The organism is Streptomyces sp. NPDC001056 (assembly GCF_053598955.1).
In genome coordinates, this window is sequence record NZ_JBSFLI010000035.1 from 57,415 (window position 1) to 74,625 (window position 17,211).

General features: G+C 73.7%; 19 protein-coding genes and 1 pseudogene. 10 read left to right on the plus strand and 10 right to left on the minus strand.

Annotated elements, in window-relative coordinates; genetic code table 11:
- Positions 1-54: 54 nt before the first annotated feature.
- Positions 55-1,296, minus strand: coding sequence for a CynX/NimT family MFS transporter (locus tag ACWDD7_RS30940; RefSeq protein ID WP_450459832.1), 1,242 nt, complete (start codon positions 1,294-1,296; stop codon positions 55-57).
- 59 nt (positions 1,297-1,355) lie between these two features.
- Between ACWDD7_RS30940 and ACWDD7_RS30945 the strand changes: the two genes are divergently transcribed.
- Complete coding sequence (locus ACWDD7_RS30945; RefSeq protein WP_450459833.1) at positions 1,356-2,039, plus strand: FadR/GntR family transcriptional regulator; 684 nt, start codon at positions 1,356-1,358, stop codon at positions 2,037-2,039.
- Between the two features lie 98 nt (positions 2,040-2,137).
- The gene (locus ACWDD7_RS30950) at positions 2,138-3,031 is read left to right on the plus strand and encodes a TIGR01777 family oxidoreductase (protein WP_351870257.1); all 894 of its coding nucleotides are present in this window, start codon (positions 2,138-2,140) and stop codon (positions 3,029-3,031) included.
- Between the two features lie 113 nt (positions 3,032-3,144).
- Here the strand turns inward: ACWDD7_RS30950 and ACWDD7_RS30955 are convergent, their stop codons facing one another.
- Positions 3,145-3,441, minus strand: a complete 297-nt coding sequence (locus ACWDD7_RS30955; RefSeq protein WP_450459834.1) for a lamin tail domain-containing protein — start codon at positions 3,439-3,441, stop codon at positions 3,145-3,147.
- Positions 3,442-3,563: 122 nt separating this feature from the next.
- Between ACWDD7_RS30955 and ACWDD7_RS30960 the strand changes: the two genes are divergently transcribed.
- Positions 3,564-4,433 carry a class II glutamine amidotransferase gene (locus ACWDD7_RS30960; protein ID WP_351870261.1) on the plus strand — a complete coding sequence of 290 codons (870 nt, stop codon included), beginning with the start codon at positions 3,564-3,566 and terminating at the stop codon, positions 4,431-4,433.
- A gap of 12 nt (positions 4,434-4,445) precedes the next feature.
- Here the strand turns inward: ACWDD7_RS30960 and ACWDD7_RS30965 are convergent, their stop codons facing one another.
- The 4 genes from ACWDD7_RS30965 to ACWDD7_RS30980 all read right to left on the minus strand — a co-directional run bounded on the left by ACWDD7_RS30965 (position 4,446) and on the right by ACWDD7_RS30980 (position 8,811).
- Positions 4,446-6,176 (minus strand): LCP family protein, encoded by a 1,731-nt coding sequence (locus tag ACWDD7_RS30965; RefSeq protein ID WP_450459835.1) that lies wholly within the window; start codon positions 6,174-6,176, stop codon positions 4,446-4,448.
- Between the two features lie 300 nt (positions 6,177-6,476).
- Positions 6,477-6,839, minus strand: coding sequence for an ArsR/SmtB family transcription factor (locus tag ACWDD7_RS30970; RefSeq protein WP_450459836.1), 363 nt, complete (start codon positions 6,837-6,839; stop codon positions 6,477-6,479).
- Between the two features lie 133 nt (positions 6,840-6,972).
- A complete protein-coding gene (locus ACWDD7_RS30975; protein ID WP_450459837.1) occupies positions 6,973-8,142 on the minus strand; it encodes a TerD family protein in 1,170 nt (389 codons plus the stop codon).
- A gap of 84 nt (positions 8,143-8,226) precedes the next feature.
- A complete protein-coding gene (locus tag ACWDD7_RS30980) occupies positions 8,227-8,811 on the minus strand; it encodes a TerD family protein (RefSeq protein WP_351873463.1) in 585 nt (194 codons plus the stop codon).
- Between the two features lie 159 nt (positions 8,812-8,970).
- Between ACWDD7_RS30980 and ACWDD7_RS30985 the strand changes: the two genes are divergently transcribed.
- From ACWDD7_RS30985 to ACWDD7_RS31000, 4 genes are all read left to right on the plus strand, one after another.
- On the plus strand, positions 8,971-9,348 hold the full coding sequence (locus tag ACWDD7_RS30985) for a BlaI/MecI/CopY family transcriptional regulator (protein WP_450459838.1): 378 nt from the start codon (positions 8,971-8,973) through the stop codon (positions 9,346-9,348).
- Between the two features lie 6 nt (positions 9,349-9,354).
- On the plus strand, positions 9,355-10,290 hold the full coding sequence (locus ACWDD7_RS30990; RefSeq protein ID WP_450459839.1) for a M56 family metallopeptidase: 936 nt from the start codon (positions 9,355-9,357) through the stop codon (positions 10,288-10,290).
- A gap of 23 nt (positions 10,291-10,313) precedes the next feature.
- A complete protein-coding gene (locus ACWDD7_RS30995) occupies positions 10,314-11,246 on the plus strand; it encodes an ADP-ribosylglycohydrolase family protein (protein WP_450459840.1) in 933 nt (310 codons plus the stop codon).
- A gap of 66 nt (positions 11,247-11,312) precedes the next feature.
- Positions 11,313-11,684, plus strand: a complete 372-nt coding sequence (locus ACWDD7_RS31000; protein WP_450459841.1) for an STAS domain-containing protein — start codon at positions 11,313-11,315, stop codon at positions 11,682-11,684.
- A 7-nt stretch (positions 11,685-11,691) separates the two neighbouring features.
- Here the strand turns inward: ACWDD7_RS31000 and ACWDD7_RS31005 are convergent, their stop codons facing one another.
- Entirely contained in the window at positions 11,692-11,985 is a 294-nt protein-coding gene (locus ACWDD7_RS31005) for a hypothetical protein (protein ID WP_351873476.1), read from the minus strand.
- A 503-nt stretch (positions 11,986-12,488) separates the two neighbouring features.
- Here ACWDD7_RS31005 and ACWDD7_RS31010 point away from each other — a divergent pair.
- Positions 12,489-12,947 (plus strand): cyclic nucleotide-binding domain-containing protein, encoded by a 459-nt coding sequence (locus ACWDD7_RS31010; protein WP_351873478.1) that lies wholly within the window; start codon positions 12,489-12,491, stop codon positions 12,945-12,947.
- 59 nt (positions 12,948-13,006) lie between these two features.
- Positions 13,007-13,618, plus strand: a complete 612-nt coding sequence (locus tag ACWDD7_RS31015) for a CBS domain-containing protein (protein WP_351873555.1) — start codon at positions 13,007-13,009, stop codon at positions 13,616-13,618.
- Between the two features lie 95 nt (positions 13,619-13,713).
- On the opposite strand, the gene ACWDD7_RS31020 is transcribed toward ACWDD7_RS31015, so the two are convergent.
- The 3 genes from ACWDD7_RS31020 to ACWDD7_RS31030 form a co-directional block, all read right to left on the minus strand.
- A complete protein-coding gene (locus ACWDD7_RS31020) occupies positions 13,714-14,316 on the minus strand; it encodes an Rv1733c family protein (RefSeq protein WP_450459842.1) in 603 nt (200 codons plus the stop codon).
- Between the two features lie 31 nt (positions 14,317-14,347).
- Positions 14,348-15,049 (minus strand): CBS domain-containing protein, encoded by a 702-nt coding sequence (locus ACWDD7_RS31025; protein ID WP_351873483.1) that lies wholly within the window; start codon positions 15,047-15,049, stop codon positions 14,348-14,350.
- Between the two features lie 117 nt (positions 15,050-15,166).
- Complete coding sequence (locus ACWDD7_RS31030) at positions 15,167-16,885, minus strand: sensor histidine kinase (protein WP_450459845.1); 1,719 nt, start codon at positions 16,883-16,885, stop codon at positions 15,167-15,169.
- 227 nt (positions 16,886-17,112) lie between these two features.
- On the opposite strand from ACWDD7_RS31030, the pseudogene ACWDD7_RS31035 reads away from it, so the two are divergent.
- Positions 17,113-17,211: pseudogene (locus ACWDD7_RS31035) on the plus strand (oxidoreductase); the annotation flags it as partial.

The window sequence follows — 17,211 nt, forward strand, 5'->3', positions numbered from 1 at the left end:
CGGCTTCGCGCCCTCAGCGGGGACGGTTCGGCACGTGCGAGGGGTGACATGGTGTCAGCCCACCTGGCGGTCACGGCCGGCCAGCAGCCCGGCTCCCGACTGCACGACCGTCAGCGCCATCACGAACACCAGAGGGGTCCGCCAGCCGCCGGAATGCTGATAGAGGACGCCGACGACGACGGGCCCGGGGATCGACAGCAGGTAGCCGAAGCTCTGTACGAAGCCGGATAGACGGGCGACGGTGCCCCCGTCCCGGCCGCGCATGCCGATCATCGTCAGGGCCAGCGGAAAGGAGCAGTTGGCCACGCCGAGCAGCGCGGCCCAGAGCCAGGGCGCGGCGGCCGGCGCGGCCCACAGTCCGGCGAAGCCGGCCAGGCCGCACCCGCTGACGCAGACCGCGATGCCGCTCTGGCCGCGAAGTCGCCCGGCGACGGCGGACAGCACGAAGGACAGCGGGACGCCCAGCAGCGAGGTCACGGAGAACAGCAGTCCGGCGGTCTCGGCCGAGAGGCCCGCGTCACGGAAGATCTGCGGCAGCCAGCCGATGAGGATGTACGCGGCACTGGCCTGGAGACCGAAGTAGGCGGTGAGCGCCCAGGCCGTCGGATCGCGGGTGAGGCGGACGTCGGCCGATGCCGTGCGCGGCGGCACGTCCGCGCGCGGACCGGCGACCCGCGCACGGCGACGGGCCAGTCCGAGCCAGGGCGGTACGGCCAGTACGGCGAGCACGGCCCAGGCCCCGAGCCCGCATCGCCAGTCACCGCCGAACGCCCGGGTCACCGGGACCGTGACCGCGGCGGCACTGGAGGCGCCGGCGTTCAGCGCCATGGAGTACAGACCTGTCATCGCGCCGACCCGGTCCGGGAACCGCTGCTTGACCACGGCCGGAAGCAGCACGTTGACGATGGCGATTCCGGCGAGCGCGACGGCGCTGAGCACGACGAACAGCGTGGCGTCCATGGCGAGCGGACGCAGGGCGAGGCCGAGCGCCAGCACCACGGAGCCGGCCAGGACGGCGCCGCTCGGGCCGAGGCGCCGGGCCAACCGCGGCGCGGCGAAGCCGATCGCCGCGAAACAGGCGGCGGGAAGGGACGTCAGCAGCCCCGCGACGGTGCCGCTCATGGCGAGCGAGGTGCGCACCTCTTCGAAAACGGGGCCCAGGCCGGTGACCGCCGGGCGCAGGTTCAGCGCCGCCATGACGACGGCCAGGACCGCCAGCGGACGCGCCCCCGAGCCCGCCCCCGCGTCCTCGTCGACGCGTAGGCCCTGTCGACTCGTCCGCCCCTCACTCACCATGCGCTCATGTTGACTCATGGGATGACCCGACGTCCAGTGAGTCCTCGTAGAATCAAGGGATGAGCCTTGAGCGTGTCCGTCGCGAAGCGCTGTCCGACCAGGTGATCGACCGGCTGCGGCGCCAGGTCGCCTCCGGTGTGTGGCCGGTGGGGACGCGGATTCCCAGTGAGCCGGAGCTGGTCGAGCGACTCGGGGTGGCGCGCAACACCGTGCGCGAGGCCGTGCGGGCGCTCGCCCATACCGGGCTGCTGGAGACCCGGCACGGCTCGGGCACCTACGTCCGGGCGACCAGCGAGTTGGCCGGGGTGATGCGGGCCCGTTTCGCCGAGGCGCCCGCCGATGACGTGAGCGAGGCGCGCGGCGCCCTGGAGACACGGGCGGCACGTCTGGCCGCCGTCAGGCACACCGCGGACGACCTGCGCCGGCTCGAAGTCGCGCTCGCCCAGCGGGAGCGGGCGTGGTCGTCCGGTGACCGGATCGTCTTCGTGGACGCCGACGCCGCCTTCCACCTGGCCGTCGTCGCCGCCTCCCACAACATGGTGCTGATCGGACTGCACGCGGACCTGGGCGAGGTGATCCGCGAGTCGCTGCTCGACCACTTCCGCGACGAGTTGTCGCCCGAGCGGTACCAGGATCACGCGGGGCTCGTGGAGGCGATTCGCGCAGGCGACGCCGAGCGGGCCGCGCGCGAGGCCGGCTCGTACACGGCGGGATGCGCGGCCCGGCCGGTCGCCGGCGCCTGAGCGCGGGCGGGAGGGGAGGCGGCGCGAACCGGTCCGTTTCAGGCTTGAATCAGGAGAGAGAGCGCACCACCTCATCACCACCGCCCCTGGAGGTCCTCATGCGCGTCGCGGTCACCGGGTCCAACGGACTCATCGGTTCCGCCCTTGTCCGCTCGCTCCTGGACGACGGGCATCAGGTCGTCCGGCTCGTCCGCGGCGCCCCGTCCGCCGGTCCGCGCGACGGCAGTGAGGTGGCGCCCTGGGACCCGGCCGGGGGTGAGGCCGCGCTTCAGGGGGCGGAGGCGGTGGTGCACCTGGCGGGAGCCGGGATCGGGGACAGGCGGTGGACCGCCTCGTACAAGCGGGAGATCCGGGACAGCCGGGTGCGCGGCACCCAGACCATCGCGCGGGCGTGCGCCGGCGCGGCCGTGCCGCCGCGTGTGCTGGTGTCCTCGTCCGCGACCGGGTACTACGGGGACACCGGCAGCCGGATCGTGGACGAGAGCGCGCCGGCCGGGAGCGATTTCCTGGCGTCCGTCTGTGTCGAGTGGGAGGCCGCGGCCGGACCGGCGCGGGAGGCGGGAATCCGGGTGGTGCACCCGCGGACCGGGCTGGTGGTCGCGGGCGAGGGCGGCGCCTTCGGGAAGATGCTGCCGTTGTTCCGGCTGGGCCTCGGCGGGCGGCTCGGGTCCGGGGACCAGTACTGGCCGTTCATCTCCCTGACCGACCATGTCGCGGCCCTGCGCTTCGCCCTCGACACCGACGCGCTGTCGGGTCCCGTGAACTTCACGGCTCCCGAGCCGCCGACGAACCGCGAGGTCACCCAGGCTCTGGGCCGCGTCCTGCACCGCCCGGCCCTCGCGCCGGTCCCCGCCTTCGCACTCCGCGCGGCACTCGGCGAGTTCGCGACGAGCATCACCTGCAGTGCGCGTGTCGTCCCGACGGCCCTGCTGAAGGCGGGCTTCACCTTCCGTCATCCGACCTTCGAACAGGCGCTGGAGTCCGTGCTCTGACCGGCTGCCGCGCCGAGGACCCGCCGTCACGCGTCACGCCGAGCGGGCGACGCCCCGCCCCGGAGGGTCCGCGCGCCGCCCGCACCGTTCGCCTCAGCCGGTCGGGACCGGGATCAGTGGCGGTGGCCGTCCGTCCGGCGCGGGTGGGTCGTGGTGCGGTGCCGGTTCCAGGAGACCTGGTCGACGAGGCGGCCGCGGTCGTCGCGCAGCCTGGCGGTGTCCGAGTTGTCCCAGACCTGGGAGCGGCGGTCCTGGAACGGGTCGGACCAGAGGTGGCGACCGGCGCCGGTGTGGACGCGGACCGTGGCGCGCGCGCCGAGGGAGTAGTGGCGGAAGGTATAGGTGTGTCCGACAGCGTCCAGCCGTTCAGGTTCACCGCCCGGCGCGACTCGTCGGTCACGGCCGCCCACTGCGGGTTCAGCGCGACGTCGGACCGGGCGCCGCGGCCCGTGGCCTACCGGTATCTTCCTTTTGCCTGGGGTATGAACGAGTTGACCCTTTGTTCGGAGCCGCCGTCTGCTCGGAGGACCCTGTGTGCCGCTTGTTCGGGCTGACCAGCGCTCCCCGGCGCACCCGTGCCACCTTCTGGCTGCTGGAGGCGCCCGACAGCCTCAGCGCGCAGAGCCACCGGGAGCCGGACGGCACCGGGCTCGGGTACTACGCGGCCGACGGCACACCCGAGGTGCACAAGGCGCCGATCGCCGCGTACGAGGACCGCGCCTTCGCCGAGGAGGCCCGGGACGTGGAGTCCGCCACCTTCCTCGCGCACATCCGGTACGCCTCGACGGGCGGCCTGGACGTGCGCAACACCCACCCCTTCGAGCAGCGGGGCCGCCTGTTGGCGCACAACGGGGTGATCGAGGGACTCGACCTGCTCGACCGTCACCTGGGCGAGGACCGTGCCCTGGTGCGCGGCGACACCGACTCCGAGCGGTTCTTCGCCCTCGTCACCCGGGAGACCGAGGCACACGGCGGCGATGTGTCGGCGGGGCTCGTGGCCGCGGCCCGGTGGGTCGCCCGGAACCTGCCGCTGTTCGCGCTGAACGTCATCCTCGTGACGGCCGGCGAACTGTGGGCCCTGCGCTATCCGGATACCCATGAGCTGTACGTCCTGGAGCGGCCGGCCGGCGGCCGTCACGGCTCACGCCATCTCGACCACACCGGCCGGCACGGGCGGCTGCGGGTGCGCTCGGCGGCGCTGGCCGACCTCTCCTCCGCCGTCGTGGCCAGCGAGCCCATGGACGAGGACCCGCGCTGGCGGCTGCTCGCACCCGGCGAACTGCTGCACGTGGACCGCCGTCTCGACGTCACCTCCCGCATCGCGCTGCCCGATCCGCCGGCGCACCCCCTCACCCTCGCGGACCTGCGTCCCGACGCGGCGGCCTCGCAGCGGCCCGTCTGACGGCACCGGGGCTCAGGAGTCGGAGTCCGGCTTGTTCCGGGCCTCCGCGTACGCCTCGGACGGCGTCATGGGCACCCCGTTGAGCGTGACCGTCCTGTACGCGCTGACCTTGGCGCACGCCTTGGCCTGGTCGGCCGTGGAGGCATGGGCGTTGGAGACGGCCGTCTTGGTGTCGGCGGGTCCTGCGGAGCCGCCGGGGAAGGTGGTGCCGCTGGTCCAGTCGCCCCCGATGACCAGGGTCAGGCCGGTGCCGGTGCCCTGCTTGAGATGCGCGCCGGACAGGCCGAGCGCCTTGGCGACCGTCTGGGCGGCGCCCTTCTGCCCGTCGCCGTAGGTCAGCGTGGTGGTCGCCGCCGGGCTCGGCGCGTTGGCCGTGGTCGTACCGGAGCCGAAGCCCTGGTCGGTGAGCGCGGTGGCGATGGCGGAGGCGCGGCCGGTGACGGCGGTGCCGTTCTCGACCGTCACGGCGATCTGCGCGGCGGGCACGCTCGGCGTGGTGGCCTTCTTGGTGGCGGAGGCCGCCGCGCTCTTGCCGCCGGACCCGGTGGTCAGGGACTGGTCGTTGGCGATGGTGGCGAAGAGCGTCTTGGCGCCGGGGCCGACCACCACACGGTTGTCGTCGGACGGGTCGGCCGCCGTCTGCATGGTGGTGAAGGTCATCCGCTTGGTGGGGACCTTGTTCACGTCCGAGGCGAGCGCGATCAGCTTCTTCACCGTGCCGAGCCCGTCGTCCACGGTGAGCGCCTTGGTGGCGGCGTCCGCGAGATCGTAGACCGCGCCGGGGTCGGTGAGCGTGCCCGCGCTCTTGAACTTGCGGATCATCGAGCTGAGGAAGATGTGCTGGGAGATCGTGCGCCCCAGGTCGCTGCCGTCGCCGAAACCGTGCCGGGAGCGGACGAACTCCAGGGCCGCGACCCCCTTGAGCGTGTGGGTGCCCTTGGACAGCTTCAGGTGCGAGTAGGTGTCGTAGACGTTGTCGCTGACGCACACGGGGACGCCGCCGACCGCGTCGGACATCTTGACCACGCCGGAGAAGTCGAGCTTGACGAAGTGGTCGATGGGGATGCCGGTGAGCTGGTGGACGGTCGCCACCTGGCAGGCGGGGCCGTACTGGAGGGCGCTGTTGATCTGGCCGAAGTAACCCGGGGTGGACTGGCCGTTCTCGGTGTTCTTGCAGGCCGGGACCTGCGTCATGGTGTCGCGCGGGATGCTCATCACGGTGGCGTTGGAGCGGTCGGCGGATATGTGCACCACCATCTCCACGTCCGCGTTGCTGCCGGTCTGCACCCCGGTGTGGGAGCAGCCGCCGCCGAGCTTGCAGTCCGCCGCGTTGGTGCGCCCGTCCGAGCCCATCACCAGGATGTTGATCGGGGTGCGGCCGAAGGCGTCGGCCTTCTCGGTGCCGCCCTTGCCGTCGAGGGAGAGGCTGTGGATGTTGCCGTTCAAGTGCTCGTAGAACCACCAGCCCGCGCCGGCGGTGATCACGATGAGCGTCGACAGGGATATCGCGGCGGTCTTCAGCACGCGCTTGCCGCGCGGCGCCGGGCGGGCCCTGCGGGCACGTTTTCCACCGCGGGAGCGCGCCGCCGCGCGAGCCGCGGCCCGGCCACCCTGGGGGCGGGCCTCGTCAGCGCGTGGCGCCTCGGAACGTGGCGCGTCCGGCTCGGGCGCCCGCTGGCCGGGCACCCGCCGGTCGCGGCGGCGTGTGGCCTGGCCGGCCGGCCCGTCCCACGGGTCGCTCATCTCCCACTCCCCTGAACGGTCGGGCCGGGCCGTCGACGCTGCGGCCGGGCGTGCGCGGTGGTGTACGAGGCGGTGACGTGCCGCCCCACCTCGATTGCGTAGTTGCGCAATCTAACAAACAAATGGCCCGGAGCAGCAGGGATGCACACGAGATTCACAGGTGAGGCACCTCATCGCACCGAAGGGCCCGGGCGAGGTGGTACGGCAGCCGGAGTTTACGCGCCCCGTCTGTGAGCGGAGCGTACAGGTGGAGGCTCTTACCCGGACCGGCTGCCCGGTGGCCGGAAGGTGCGGTGACGCTCAGCCGCCGATCCCGTGCAGCCGGCGAACGGGCATGGCGGCGTGCTGGGCGCGGGCGGTGAGCTGGCCGACCATCACGCGGACGAGGGTCACGACGTCCGGATCGCCGATGTAGTACACCTGCCGCCTGCCCTCGCGGCGGGAGCGGACGAGCCCGGCGAGCTTCAGCTTGGCCAGGTGCTGGCTGACCGCGGGCAGCGCGCCGCCCACCCGGTCGGCGAGGTGTGTGACATCGCTCTCACCCTGTGACAGGGCCCACATCAGATGGAGCCGGGCGGAGGAGGCGAGCAGCCCGAACGCGGCGGCGGCCTCGGTCAGCACCTCGGCGGGCGGATCGTCGTAGCCCCCGGCGATGTCCGTCACGACCTTCTCCCGTCCCCGCCCTCAGCACTGCCGACGCAGATGCGCCGACCCAGTGTAGGCGTCCGGTCGCTCCGGCGGTCCGAACCCGCCGCCGGGTCGGGGAGTACGGACCACCCGCGCGAGGCGGCGGGTGTCACTCCTCGTAGAAGTTGTTGACGACGTCCGGCTCGTCGTCGTCGAACGCCTCGTTCAGCAGCGCGCCGCCGATGAGTCCGGCCGCACCGGCGCCGATGAGCGCGCCCGCGCCGAACCGGCGGCCGCCGCCGTGCTCTTGGTGCCCGTGGTGGTGGTCGTGGTGACGGTCGTCGTACGGCTGGGCGTATCCCGGCTGCGGATAACCCTGTGGGGGACGGCCCTGCGGCGCGTGGCCCTGCGGTACCGGCTGGGGGTAGCCCTGCTGGGGCGGGGTGTAGAAGGGCGGCACCGTGGTCTGCACCCGCTGGGCGCAGCCGCCGCACGTCTGGACGGGGCGGGGCACGCCCCACTGCGGGAACCAGGTCACGGTCACCACGCCCGGTCCGTGGTCGGGGTCGAAGAAACAGATCACGGGGGAACTCCCGGGGGACGGCGGGGACACGGCGGACGCGGGGGTGACGGGCGGTGCGGGCACGGCCTGCGGGACGGGCGGTGCGGAGGCGACGAACGGATCCGGGGGCTTCCGGGGCGCCGGGTCGGACACCGGCATCAGCCCCGGCCCCGGAGCCGTCTCGGGCCCCGACGCCGGTTCACGCGCCGACTCCCGCAGCACCTCCACCCCGTAGTCGCTCGCGAGGCCCGCGAGGCCCGCGGCGTAACCCTGGCCCACCGCGCGGAACTTCCACTCCGCGCCGTGCCGGTACAGCTCGCCGAGGACCAGTGCCGTCTCGTTCGCGAGGGCCGCCCCGGTCAGTTCGTAGCGGGCCAGTTCGGTGCCGCCGTCCTCGTCGAGGACGCGGATGCGGGCGCACCGCACCGGTCCGAAGGCGTGACCGCGTCCCGCCGCTCCGTTCAGGCACACCGGGAAGACGACCTTCTCCACGGCGTCCGGGACCCGGGTGAGGTCGATCCGGATCCGCTGGTCGTCCCCGCCGACGGGTCCGCCCCGGCCGGAGTGCCGGACCGAGCCGTCGGGGCTGTCCGGGTGGTCGTGGAAGACGACGTGGTCGTCGGACAGCACCCTGCCGGAGCCGTCGCAGAGCAACGCGCCCGCGTCCAACTCGTCGCCGGTCCCGGCCTGCCAGCCCAGCCCGACCGTCACGGCAGTCAGCCCCGGGGCCTGCCTGCTCAGCGACACGTTGCCGCCCTTGGCCAGGGTCGCGCTCATGCATGTCCTCCAGGGCCGCCGCGGGAGACCGTGTCCATGATGATCAACGAGTTCCGCCCCTCACCGGTTCCACGTTCAGAGAGTTCACAGATGGGCGGAGATCGCGGGCAGCAGGTCCTGGAAGGTGCGTCCCGAGGCCGGTTCGCCGAGGGCCTGCAACTGCCAGCCCCCGCCCGCGCGGTGGAGCTTCGCCATGATCTGCGCCGTGTACGCGCCGCCGCCGCCGAGGGTGTAGCGGGCGAGTTCCTCGCCGGTCCGCTCGTCGACGAGGCGGCAGAAGGCGTCCCGCACCTCGTCGAAGGTCTGGCCCGTGAAGGAGTTGACGGTGAACACGATCTGGTCGACGTGGCCGGGGACGCGCGCCAGGTCCACCAGGATGACCTCGTCGTCGCTCCCGGCGCCCGCGCCGCCGACGAGGTTGTCGCCGAGGTGACGTACCGAACCGTCGTCGCTCGCCAGATGGCGGAAGAAGACGACGTCCGCGAGTCGCCCGCCCGCGAACAGCAGGGCGGAGGCGTCCAGGTCGATCTCCCGGGTGCCGGCCAGTCTGGCCAGGAACCCCTTGCGTGGTACGGCCCGCCAGCCCAGGCCCATCCGCACGGCGTTCAGCGCGCCGCCCTCCGCCTTGTCGAGGCTGATCCGCTGACCCTTGCTCAGGTTGACCGACACGGGTCCGCTCCCTTGGTCTCGTCGCCCTCACCGGTTCGCCGACGCGAATCTACAACACTGTAGAGGGAAGAGGGCGCATCTCGGCTCTGTACGATGTGACGCTCCTTCGGCAGCGAGGGGGCGAGGCACGAGAGCGGCAGGCTGGAAGGGGGATCACGGGTGGCGGAGCCGGACACGCACCGTCGGCGCAGGGCGCAGGGGGCGTTGGAGACACGGGTGCTCGGGGCGCTGCACGAGGCCGGCGGTCCGGTGACCGCGGGCTGGGTGCGGGACCATCTGGCCGCCGGGCTCGCCTATACGACCGTGATGACGGTCCTCGGCCGGCTGCTGGCGAAGAACGCCGTCACCCGCAGGCGCGAGGGGCGCTCCTTCGTATGGCTGCCGGCCGCGGACGAGGCGGGACTCGCCGCGCTGAAGATGCGCCGGGTCCTGGACGGGGAACAGGACCGGCGGGCAGTGCTCGCCAGCTTCGTCACCGCGCTGCCGGAGGGCGACGAGCGCCTGCTGCGCGAACTGCTGGAATCCGGCGACGGCTGACCGCGCATGGGAATCTTCGTCTTCCTGCCCCTGGTCCTGCCGCTGACCGCCTGGCCGATCGCCCGGCTGGCCGAGCAGCGGCTGCACCCGCGCACCGCGACCGTGCTGCTGACCTCGGTTTCCACCGTGATGGCGCTGTGCAGCACGGTGTGCCTGGCCCTGCTGATGGTGGTCGGCACCGCCCAACTGCCGGGCAATCCGCTGCCGGACGGCTGGTCCGATCCGGAGGTGCGCGAAAGCGTGCCCCGGCACGAGATCGCGGGCAAGGCCGCGATTCCCGCGCTGTTCGCGGTCGTCGCCGCGGGCTGCCGCACGCTGACGCGTCATGTGCGGGTACGGCGGCGGGCCCACCGGGCGCTCGCCGGGTTACCGCGCACGGAGGTGGCGGTGCTGCCGCACCCGGCGCCGTACGCCTACGCGCTGCCGGGCGGGCGGCGGGACCGGGTCGTGGTGTCCACCGGCATGCTCGGGGCCCTGGCCTCCCGGGAGCGGCGCGCGCTGTTCGCACACGAGCGGGCCCATCTCGCCGCCCGGCACCACCGTCATCTGCTGCTGGTGCAACTGGCCGCCTGCGCCAACCCGTTCCTGCTGCCGCTGCGCACGGCGGTGGCGTACACGGCGGAGCGGTGGGCCGACGAGGACGCCGCGCGGGCCGTGGGCAGTCGCAGGATCGTGGCCCACGCGATCGGCAGGGCGGCGCTGGCCTCCGCCCGGCCGGCGCCCGCGCCGACGCTGCCCGAGCTCGCCGCGCCCGGCCCGCTCCCCCGCCGGGTCGCCGCCCTGCTGGGACCGGCCCCGGCGACGCGCGCCTGGCCGTCCCTGTTCACGACGGTCGGCCTCGCGGTGTGGACCGCGGCCACCGGCGCCGCCCTGTCCGCGATGTTCTCGGCCAACTCGGCGCTCACCCTGCTGTTCCTGCTGCGCACCGCCACTCCGCTGTGACCCGCGAGGGAGAATCGCCGACCATGACCGCGACCACGGATCGGACCGCCGCCCGCCGCAGCCTGGAGGGCCTGGCGCTCGGCGACGCCTTCGGCGAACGCTGGTTCCCGCTCTTTCGCGAACCTCGCCGGGCCCTGCGGGAGATACGCGACCGGCGCGCCCCCGAGGAGTCGCCGTGGCACTGGACCGACGACACGGCGATGGCCCTCGCCCTGCTGCGGGTGCTGGACGAACACGGCGAGGTACGCCCACGCGAGCTGGCCCTGGCCTTCGCGCTCGGCTACGCCGCCGATCCCGCGCGGGGTTACGGCCACGGCATGCACCAGTTGCTGCCGCGGCTGCGCGAACTACCCGATCAGTGGCGGGAGTTGGCATGCGAGCTGTTCGGCGGGGAGGGCAGTCTCGGCAACGGGGCGGCCATGCGGGTGGCGCCGCTGGGCGCGTTCTTCCACGGCAGCCTCCCCCGGGTGGTGGCGGAGGCGAGGCGATCCGCGGAGGTCACCCACGCCCACCCCGAGGGCGTGGCCGGAGCGGTCGCCGTCGCGGTCGCGGCCGCGCTGTCCGCGCGGGGGTCGCTGACCGTCGCCGAGGTGGCGGCCCTGACCCCCGACGGCACGGTCCGGGACGGGCTGGCCCGCGCCGCCGAGGTGCCCTTCGCCACCGAGCCGTGGCGCGCCTCGGACCTGCTCGGCAACGGGCAGCGGATCCGCGCCGACGACACGGTGCCGTTCGCCGTGTGGTGCGCGGCCCGGCATCACGACGACCTGGTGTCCGCCCTGTGGAGCACGGCGGAGGGGTTCGGCGACGTCGACACCACGTGTGCCATCGCCGGCGGCATCGTGGCCGCGCGCACCGGCGTGGGGGCCGTACCGCGGGAATGGCTGGAGCGCCGGGAGCCGCTGCCGGGCGGCACCGGTCCGGCATCGTCGGGGGAATCCGGGGCAGGCGGCCGGTGAACGGGGGTCCGGGCAGGGACCACCCAAGACCGCGGAACAGGGACCTTCGAGCAGGCCGAGGTACGTGTGACAGACAGTGTGAGCACCGACGAACCGCTGGAACCGGGCGGGCTGACGGTCGATCGCGCCCCGCTCGACGGGGCCGTCGTCGTGACCGTGACCGGTGAGGTCGACCACCGGACCGCGGGCACGCTGTGCCGCGTGCTGATGCCCGCGGACACCCTGGACGTGCCCCGCACGATCGCCGACCTCGCCGGGGTCGGGTTCATGGACTCCAGCGGCATCAACGTCCTCATCGCCGCCCACCAGGCCCATGAGCCGGCCGGCTGGCTGCGCCTGGCCGGGGTGCGCAGACCGGTGCTGCGCACCCTGGAGATGGTCGGGCTCACCGGCCTGATCGGCTGCTACCCGAGCGTGGAGGCGGCGCTGGACGCGTGAGCCGTCGCTAGGAGGTGGCGGTCTGGTGCGTCCGCGGGACGGTGGCCTCGGCGCCGGCCCTGATCGACTCGACCACCTCCTGGTGCAGGTCCCGGCTACCGCGCTCGGAGCGGCAGGGCACCGGGCTGCCGCTGAGCGTGAACCACTGGGAGGTGCCGCTGTACTGCACCGACACATCGGCCTTGCGGCCGTCCCAGGTGGTGTGGACGGTCAGGTCGCCGGTGAGGATGCCCGCCTCGACGGTGCGGGCGCCGCCCCGGCCGGTGAAGACCCCGGGGGTGGTCCACGATGCGAAGACCATGCTCTCAGCCTCTCTTCTCCGCTCCACGCCCCCTTGACGGGTTTGCGTGTTTATATCCCCGTACGCTTGTCCTCCATGGTGCGCCATCGGGGCGGTGCGTGGATGGGGCCGTCCGGCCCTCTTGCCGGAGGTCCGGTGCCGGACGGCACTGGTGCGCGGGCGGTTCTCGTGGTGTGCTGGGGATGGCGGGAAGAGCCGTTGAGACGCGGAGAAGCGGCCGGCAGCCGCGCACCGCGCAATCAGGATCCGCGAGAAGTGGGTGGCCCTTCCCGCCCCGTCCCATGCCCACCCGGCTCCCCCGTCCGCAGTACGCGTACACCGGGTGCCCGGATGGTGCGGGAGCCCGCACGTCTCCCGCGTCCGCACCCGCCCGAGCCCGCACGTGAGCCCGTGCGGGCCTGCACGTGGGCCGAAAGGCCCCGCGCGGGGTCCGGGCGACCTGTGGCGGCGCCGGGCGCTCGCACCCACGCTGGGAACACCACCCCAGGAAGGGAGCCGGTGCGATGACCTCCGCCACCACCATGACCACGGCGCTCGAACCCGTACAGCGCGATCGCCTGATGAGCCTCGCCCGTGAGGTCTCCTTCGAGGCCGGGGCGCGGCTCTTCGAGGAGGGACGGCGCGCCGACCGCTTCTGGATCGTGCGCACCGGCACCATCGCCCTGGACCTGCGCGTGCCCGGCCGCCGCCCCGCCGTCATCGAGACGCTCGGCCACGGCGAACTGGTCGGCTGGTCCTGGCACTTCCCGCCGCACATCTGGCAGCTGGGTGCCGAGGCGATGAGCCCCGTGCGGGCCTGGGAGTTCGACGCCGGCCCCGTACTCGCGCTGTGCGACGAGGACCCGGAGTTCGGGCGGGCGATCGCCCTCTGGGTCGGTCGCGTGGTCGCCCAGCGGCTGCACGCCTCCCGCGTCCGGCTGCTCGACCTCTACGCCCCCTATGGCAGCGGGAGCGCCAAGTGACCGCCCGGCCGCCCGGCCAGGAGCCACCGACCGGCAGCCCCCACCGGGTGGGCGACGTGATGACGCGCGCCGTGGTGGCGGTCGGGCGTACGGCCCTGTTCAAGGACATCGTGGCGCGGATGGAGCAGTGGAACGTCAGCGCCCTGCCGGTGCTGGAGGGCGACGGCCGGGTGGTCGGCGTGGTCTCCGAGGCGGATCTGCTGCCCAAGGAGGAGTTCCGGGACAGCGATCCCGACCGGATGACCCAGCGGCGCAGGCTGGGCGACCTGGCCAAGGCCGGGGCGGTGACCGCGGAGGAGGTGATGAGCACGCCCGCGATCAGCGTGCGCGCCGACGCCACGCTCGCCGAGGCGGCGCGCATCATGGCGCTCAAGCGCGTCAAGCGGCTGCCGGTGGTGACGGCGGAGGGCGTGCTGGAGGGCGTGGTCAGCCGGGGCGATCTGCTCAAGGTGTTCCTGCGCGAGGACCGCGAGCTGGCCGACGAGATCCGGCGCGAGGTGCTGGACGTGCTGTTCCCGGCACCGGTCGAGCCGCTGCACGTCGTCGTGGTCGACGGGGTGGTGACGCTGACGGGGAAGGTCACGGACGAGACGCTGATCCCGCTCGCGGTGCGGATGGTGCGGGGAGTGGAGGGCGTCGTGGGGGTGGACTGCTATCTGACGGAGAGCTGAGGGCCGTGGCCGCCGCACTCCAGAGGGCCGAGCAGCCGCCCTGGTCGAGGGCCGAGCAGCCGCCCTGTCGCCGTGCCCGAGACGTCGGCCGCCCCTCAGCCCCGGCCTCCGCTGAGGTTCCCCCAGCGCGGCCCTATCTGCTTCCACTCCTCGTCCCACTCGGCCATCCGGCGCCGGATGAGCCGGTTGCGCACCAGCCAGCCCGCGCACCAGACCGCCGCGCCGGCCGAGGGACCGACGAGGACGCCGGTGAGGGCCGCCTGGAGGTCGGCCGAGGCGCCGGTGACGGGCGGGGCGACGACGTGGTCGGCTTGGTCGGCCCAGACCGTGACGCTGCTTCCCGCGGGGGCGCCGGGCACGACCTTCGCCCGGTCGGTGTGCACCGAGCCGTCCGGGTCGGTCCAGCGCACCATGGCCCACACCCGTCCGTCGTCGTACCCGGTGCCGACGGCCGGGGGCGGGGCGGCCTGATCGGTGAGGACCGCCGAGACGGGGTGCACCCGGGCGAGCCGGGCCGCGTAGGACTCGGCGGACGCCTGGGCCGCGAGCAACCCGGCGAGGACGCCGCAGACCAGGACGAGCACCCAGGCGGCGAGGACGATCCACGCCTCGACGACGTCGCTGTGCCTCCGCAGCGGATTGCGCCGCCACCGCCACAGCCGTACCGGCCTGACCGTCGTGGCAGGTGTCCGTGACATCGTCACCGCCTCCTCTCGCGTCGGCGGCCCCTCAGCGGGTGCGGGCCGACTCGGCGTCCGGCAGGTCCGGGTCCAGATCCGGGTGGCGCGGCGGTCCGGCCAGCGCACACCGCACGTCCACCACGCCGGGCACGGCCCGGGCGAGGCGCGCGGCGAGCGGCACGAGGGCGGTCTCCCGGACCCGGCCGCGAAGCGTCACGACACCATCGTGCACCTCCACCCGGATCCCGGCCGCTTCTGCGCCGAAGAGCCGGGCGACGACGTCGCCGGCGACCTCGTCGGCGATGTCCCCGTCGCCGCGCAGGAACACCTTGAGCAGGTCGGAACGGCTGACGATGCCGAGCAGGGTGCCCTCGGGGTCCACCACCGGGAGCTGCTTGACGCGGGCGCGGGCCATGACGCGCGCGGCGTGCCCGAGGGTGGCGTCCGGGGGCACCGTGACCGCCGGGGTGGTCATCAGCTCTTCCGCGCTCGCCGCCTCGGCCTTGGTCAGCTCGGCGAGGTGCCGCGTCCTGCCGTAACGGTCGAGGTCGCTGTCGCGGTACTCCTCCTTGGGCAGCAGATCCGCCTCGGAGACGACGCCGACGACGTGTCCGGCGTCGTCCAGCACCGGCACCGCGCCGACCCGCCACTCGCGCATCGCCTGGACGATGTCCTTGAAGCCCGCGCCGGTGCGCAGGGCGAGCACCCTGCGGGTCATCACGTCGCGCACGGTGGTCGGAGTGCCGTCCATGGCTTCCTCCCGGGGCTCTGGTGCCGCCTGGCACGTTCAGCCTGTGGTCGCCGCCCGGCCGGTGTCATGGGCCGACCGGACCCGACCGGGTGCCCGCCGGTCCCGGAGGACCCGGGCCTACGACGAGGGCAGCGGGACCCGCCACTCCAGTGTGGCCCCGCCCCCTTCGCTCTCGCCCACTTCGAGCCCGCCGCCGAGCCGCTCCGCGCGCTCCGCCATGTTGCGCAGCCCGCTGCGGCGGCCGCCGGAGGGGATGCCGACGCCGTTGTCACGGACCCGCAGGCACACCTCGCGGCCGTCGGTGGCGAGCAGCACCTCGGCGCGGTCGGCGTGGGAGTGCCGGGCGACGTTGGTGAGGGACTCGGAGAGCACGGCGATCACGTGGTCGGCGATCTCGCCCGGTACGTCGGTGTCGACCAGGCCCTCCATGCGCACGCTGGGCGTGAAGCCCAGCACCGGGGCCGCCTCGCCGGCCGCCCTGACGACGCGGGCGCGCAGGCCGCCCGCGGCGGTGCCCTCGCGGGCGCGCAGCCCGAAGATGGTCGAGCGGATGATCTTTATGGTCTCGTCCAGGTCGTCCACGGCGCGCAGGACCCGTTCGGAGGCCTCGGGGTGCTCGATGAAGCGGCCCGCGCTCTGCAGGGTCATACCGGTGGCGAACAGGCGCTGGATGGCGAGGTCGTGCAGGTCCCGGGCGATGCGGTCACGGTCCTCAAGGAGGGCGATCTGCTGGGCGGCCTGCCGGCGCTGGGCCAGCTCCATGGCGATGGCGGCCTGCGCGGCGAAGCCGTGCAGCCTCTCGGTCTCCTTGTCGGAGAACGCCGGCTGGTCGCTCGCGCGCGCCAGCAGGACCACACCGCGGGCGCCGCCCTCGCCGGTGCCGATGGGGACGGCGACGGCGGGGCCGAGGCCGTCGAAGCGCGGCGGTTCCTGGCAGACGCGGTCGTCGTGGGAGACGTCGTCGCTGGTGACCGGGGCCGCCGTGGTGAAGGCCAGGCCCATGAGGCTGTGGTCGAGGGGCAGTACGAGGCCGCGGTGGGCCTCGGCCTGGGCACCCACGGCGATCTCCACACCGAGCGCCTCGGTGTCCGGCATCGGCATCGCGACGGCGGCGAGGGCCGAGCCGGTGATCTCGCGGGCGCGTTCGGCGATCAGGTCCAGCGCCTCGGCGCGTTCGCTGCCGGACATCAGGCTGCGGCTGATCTCGGCGTTGGCCATCAGCCAGCGTTCGCGCAGCCGGGAGTCCTCGTAGAGGCGGGCGTTGTCGATGGCGACGCCCGCGGCGACGGCGAGCGTGGCGAGGACCGACTCGTCCTCCTCGTCGAAGTCGATCCCACCGCGCTTCTCGGTGAGGTACAGGTTGCCGAAGACCTGGTCGCGGACGCGGATCGGGACGCCGAGGAAGGTGTTCATCGGCGGGTGTCCGGGCGGGAAGCCGTACGACGCCGGGTGCGCGGACAGCTTCGACAGGCGCAGGGGCTCCGGGTGGCGGATCAGCTCGCCGAGGATGCCGTGGCCCTCGGGGAAGGGGCCTATCTCCCGGATGCGGTCCTCGGACAGGCCCACGGTGTGGAACGCGGCGAGGGTCGTGCCGTCGGGGCCGATGACGCCCAGCGCCGCGTACTCGGCGTCGACCAGGGCGGCCGCGGCCTCCACGATGGAGTGCAGGACCTGCTCCAGCTCCAGCTCGCGGCCGACGGAGAGGACCGCCTCCAGCAGGCTGTGCACCCGGTCCCGGGTACCACGAGCCGCGTCGATCCTGGCCTGCAGCTCCTCCAGCAGCTCGTCCAGCTTCAGCTGCGGCAGCCGCACGCCGGGCTCCTCCGTTCCGGTCACCACGCCCTCCACTCCCCATCAGCCCATGTCCTCGACCCGACGGGTTCCCAGGACACGGTAGCCGCTCGGGGAACGGGAGGGATACGCGGAGTCCCCTCTGGCGGCCCTGCGACGCGTCATGCCCGTGGCACATGCCCCTTGCACAGGGCCGCGGGGCGGGGCCCGCCGGTGGCGTGCGTGCCGTCGTTCGATCCGTTCCGGGCAGGGCGCGGGAGGGGACGGGGGCACTCCCCCGGTACCCCGAGCTGGACACCGTGGTGACGATGTCGGGCGTCATGCTCCTGGAGGACCTGCGCGACGCCGCGCACTTCCGGGCGGCAGAAACG

Bases quoted from the DNA above. Each gene is read 5' to 3' on its own strand.
- ACWDD7_RS30940 (WP_450459832.1), bottom strand. From the start codon at position 1,296: ATGGTGAGTGAGGGGCGGACGAGTCGACAGGGCCTACGCGTCGACGAG.
- ACWDD7_RS30945 (WP_450459833.1), top strand. From the start codon at position 1,356: ATGAGCCTTGAGCGTGTCCGTCGCGAAGCGCTGTCCGACCAGGTGATC.
- ACWDD7_RS30950 (WP_351870257.1), top strand. From the start codon at position 2,138: ATGCGCGTCGCGGTCACCGGGTCCAACGGACTCATCGGTTCCGCCCTT.
- ACWDD7_RS30965 (WP_450459835.1), bottom strand. From the start codon at position 6,176: ATGAGCGACCCGTGGGACGGGCCGGCCGGCCAGGCCACACGCCGCCGC.
- ACWDD7_RS30975 (WP_450459837.1), bottom strand. From the start codon at position 8,142: ATGAGCGCGACCCTGGCCAAGGGCGGCAACGTGTCGCTGAGCAGGCAG.
- ACWDD7_RS30990 (WP_450459839.1), top strand. From the start codon at position 9,355: ATGGGAATCTTCGTCTTCCTGCCCCTGGTCCTGCCGCTGACCGCCTGG.
- ACWDD7_RS30995 (WP_450459840.1), top strand. From the start codon at position 10,314: ATGACCGCGACCACGGATCGGACCGCCGCCCGCCGCAGCCTGGAGGGC.
- ACWDD7_RS31005 (WP_351873476.1), bottom strand. From the start codon at position 11,985: ATGGTCTTCGCATCGTGGACCACCCCCGGGGTCTTCACCGGCCGGGGC.
- ACWDD7_RS31010 (WP_351873478.1), top strand. From the start codon at position 12,489: ATGACCTCCGCCACCACCATGACCACGGCGCTCGAACCCGTACAGCGC.
- ACWDD7_RS31015 (WP_351873555.1), top strand. From the start codon at position 13,007: ATGACGCGCGCCGTGGTGGCGGTCGGGCGTACGGCCCTGTTCAAGGAC.
- ACWDD7_RS31020 (WP_450459842.1), bottom strand. From the start codon at position 14,316: ATGTCACGGACACCTGCCACGACGGTCAGGCCGGTACGGCTGTGGCGG.
- ACWDD7_RS31025 (WP_351873483.1), bottom strand. From the start codon at position 15,049: ATGGACGGCACTCCGACCACCGTGCGCGACGTGATGACCCGCAGGGTG.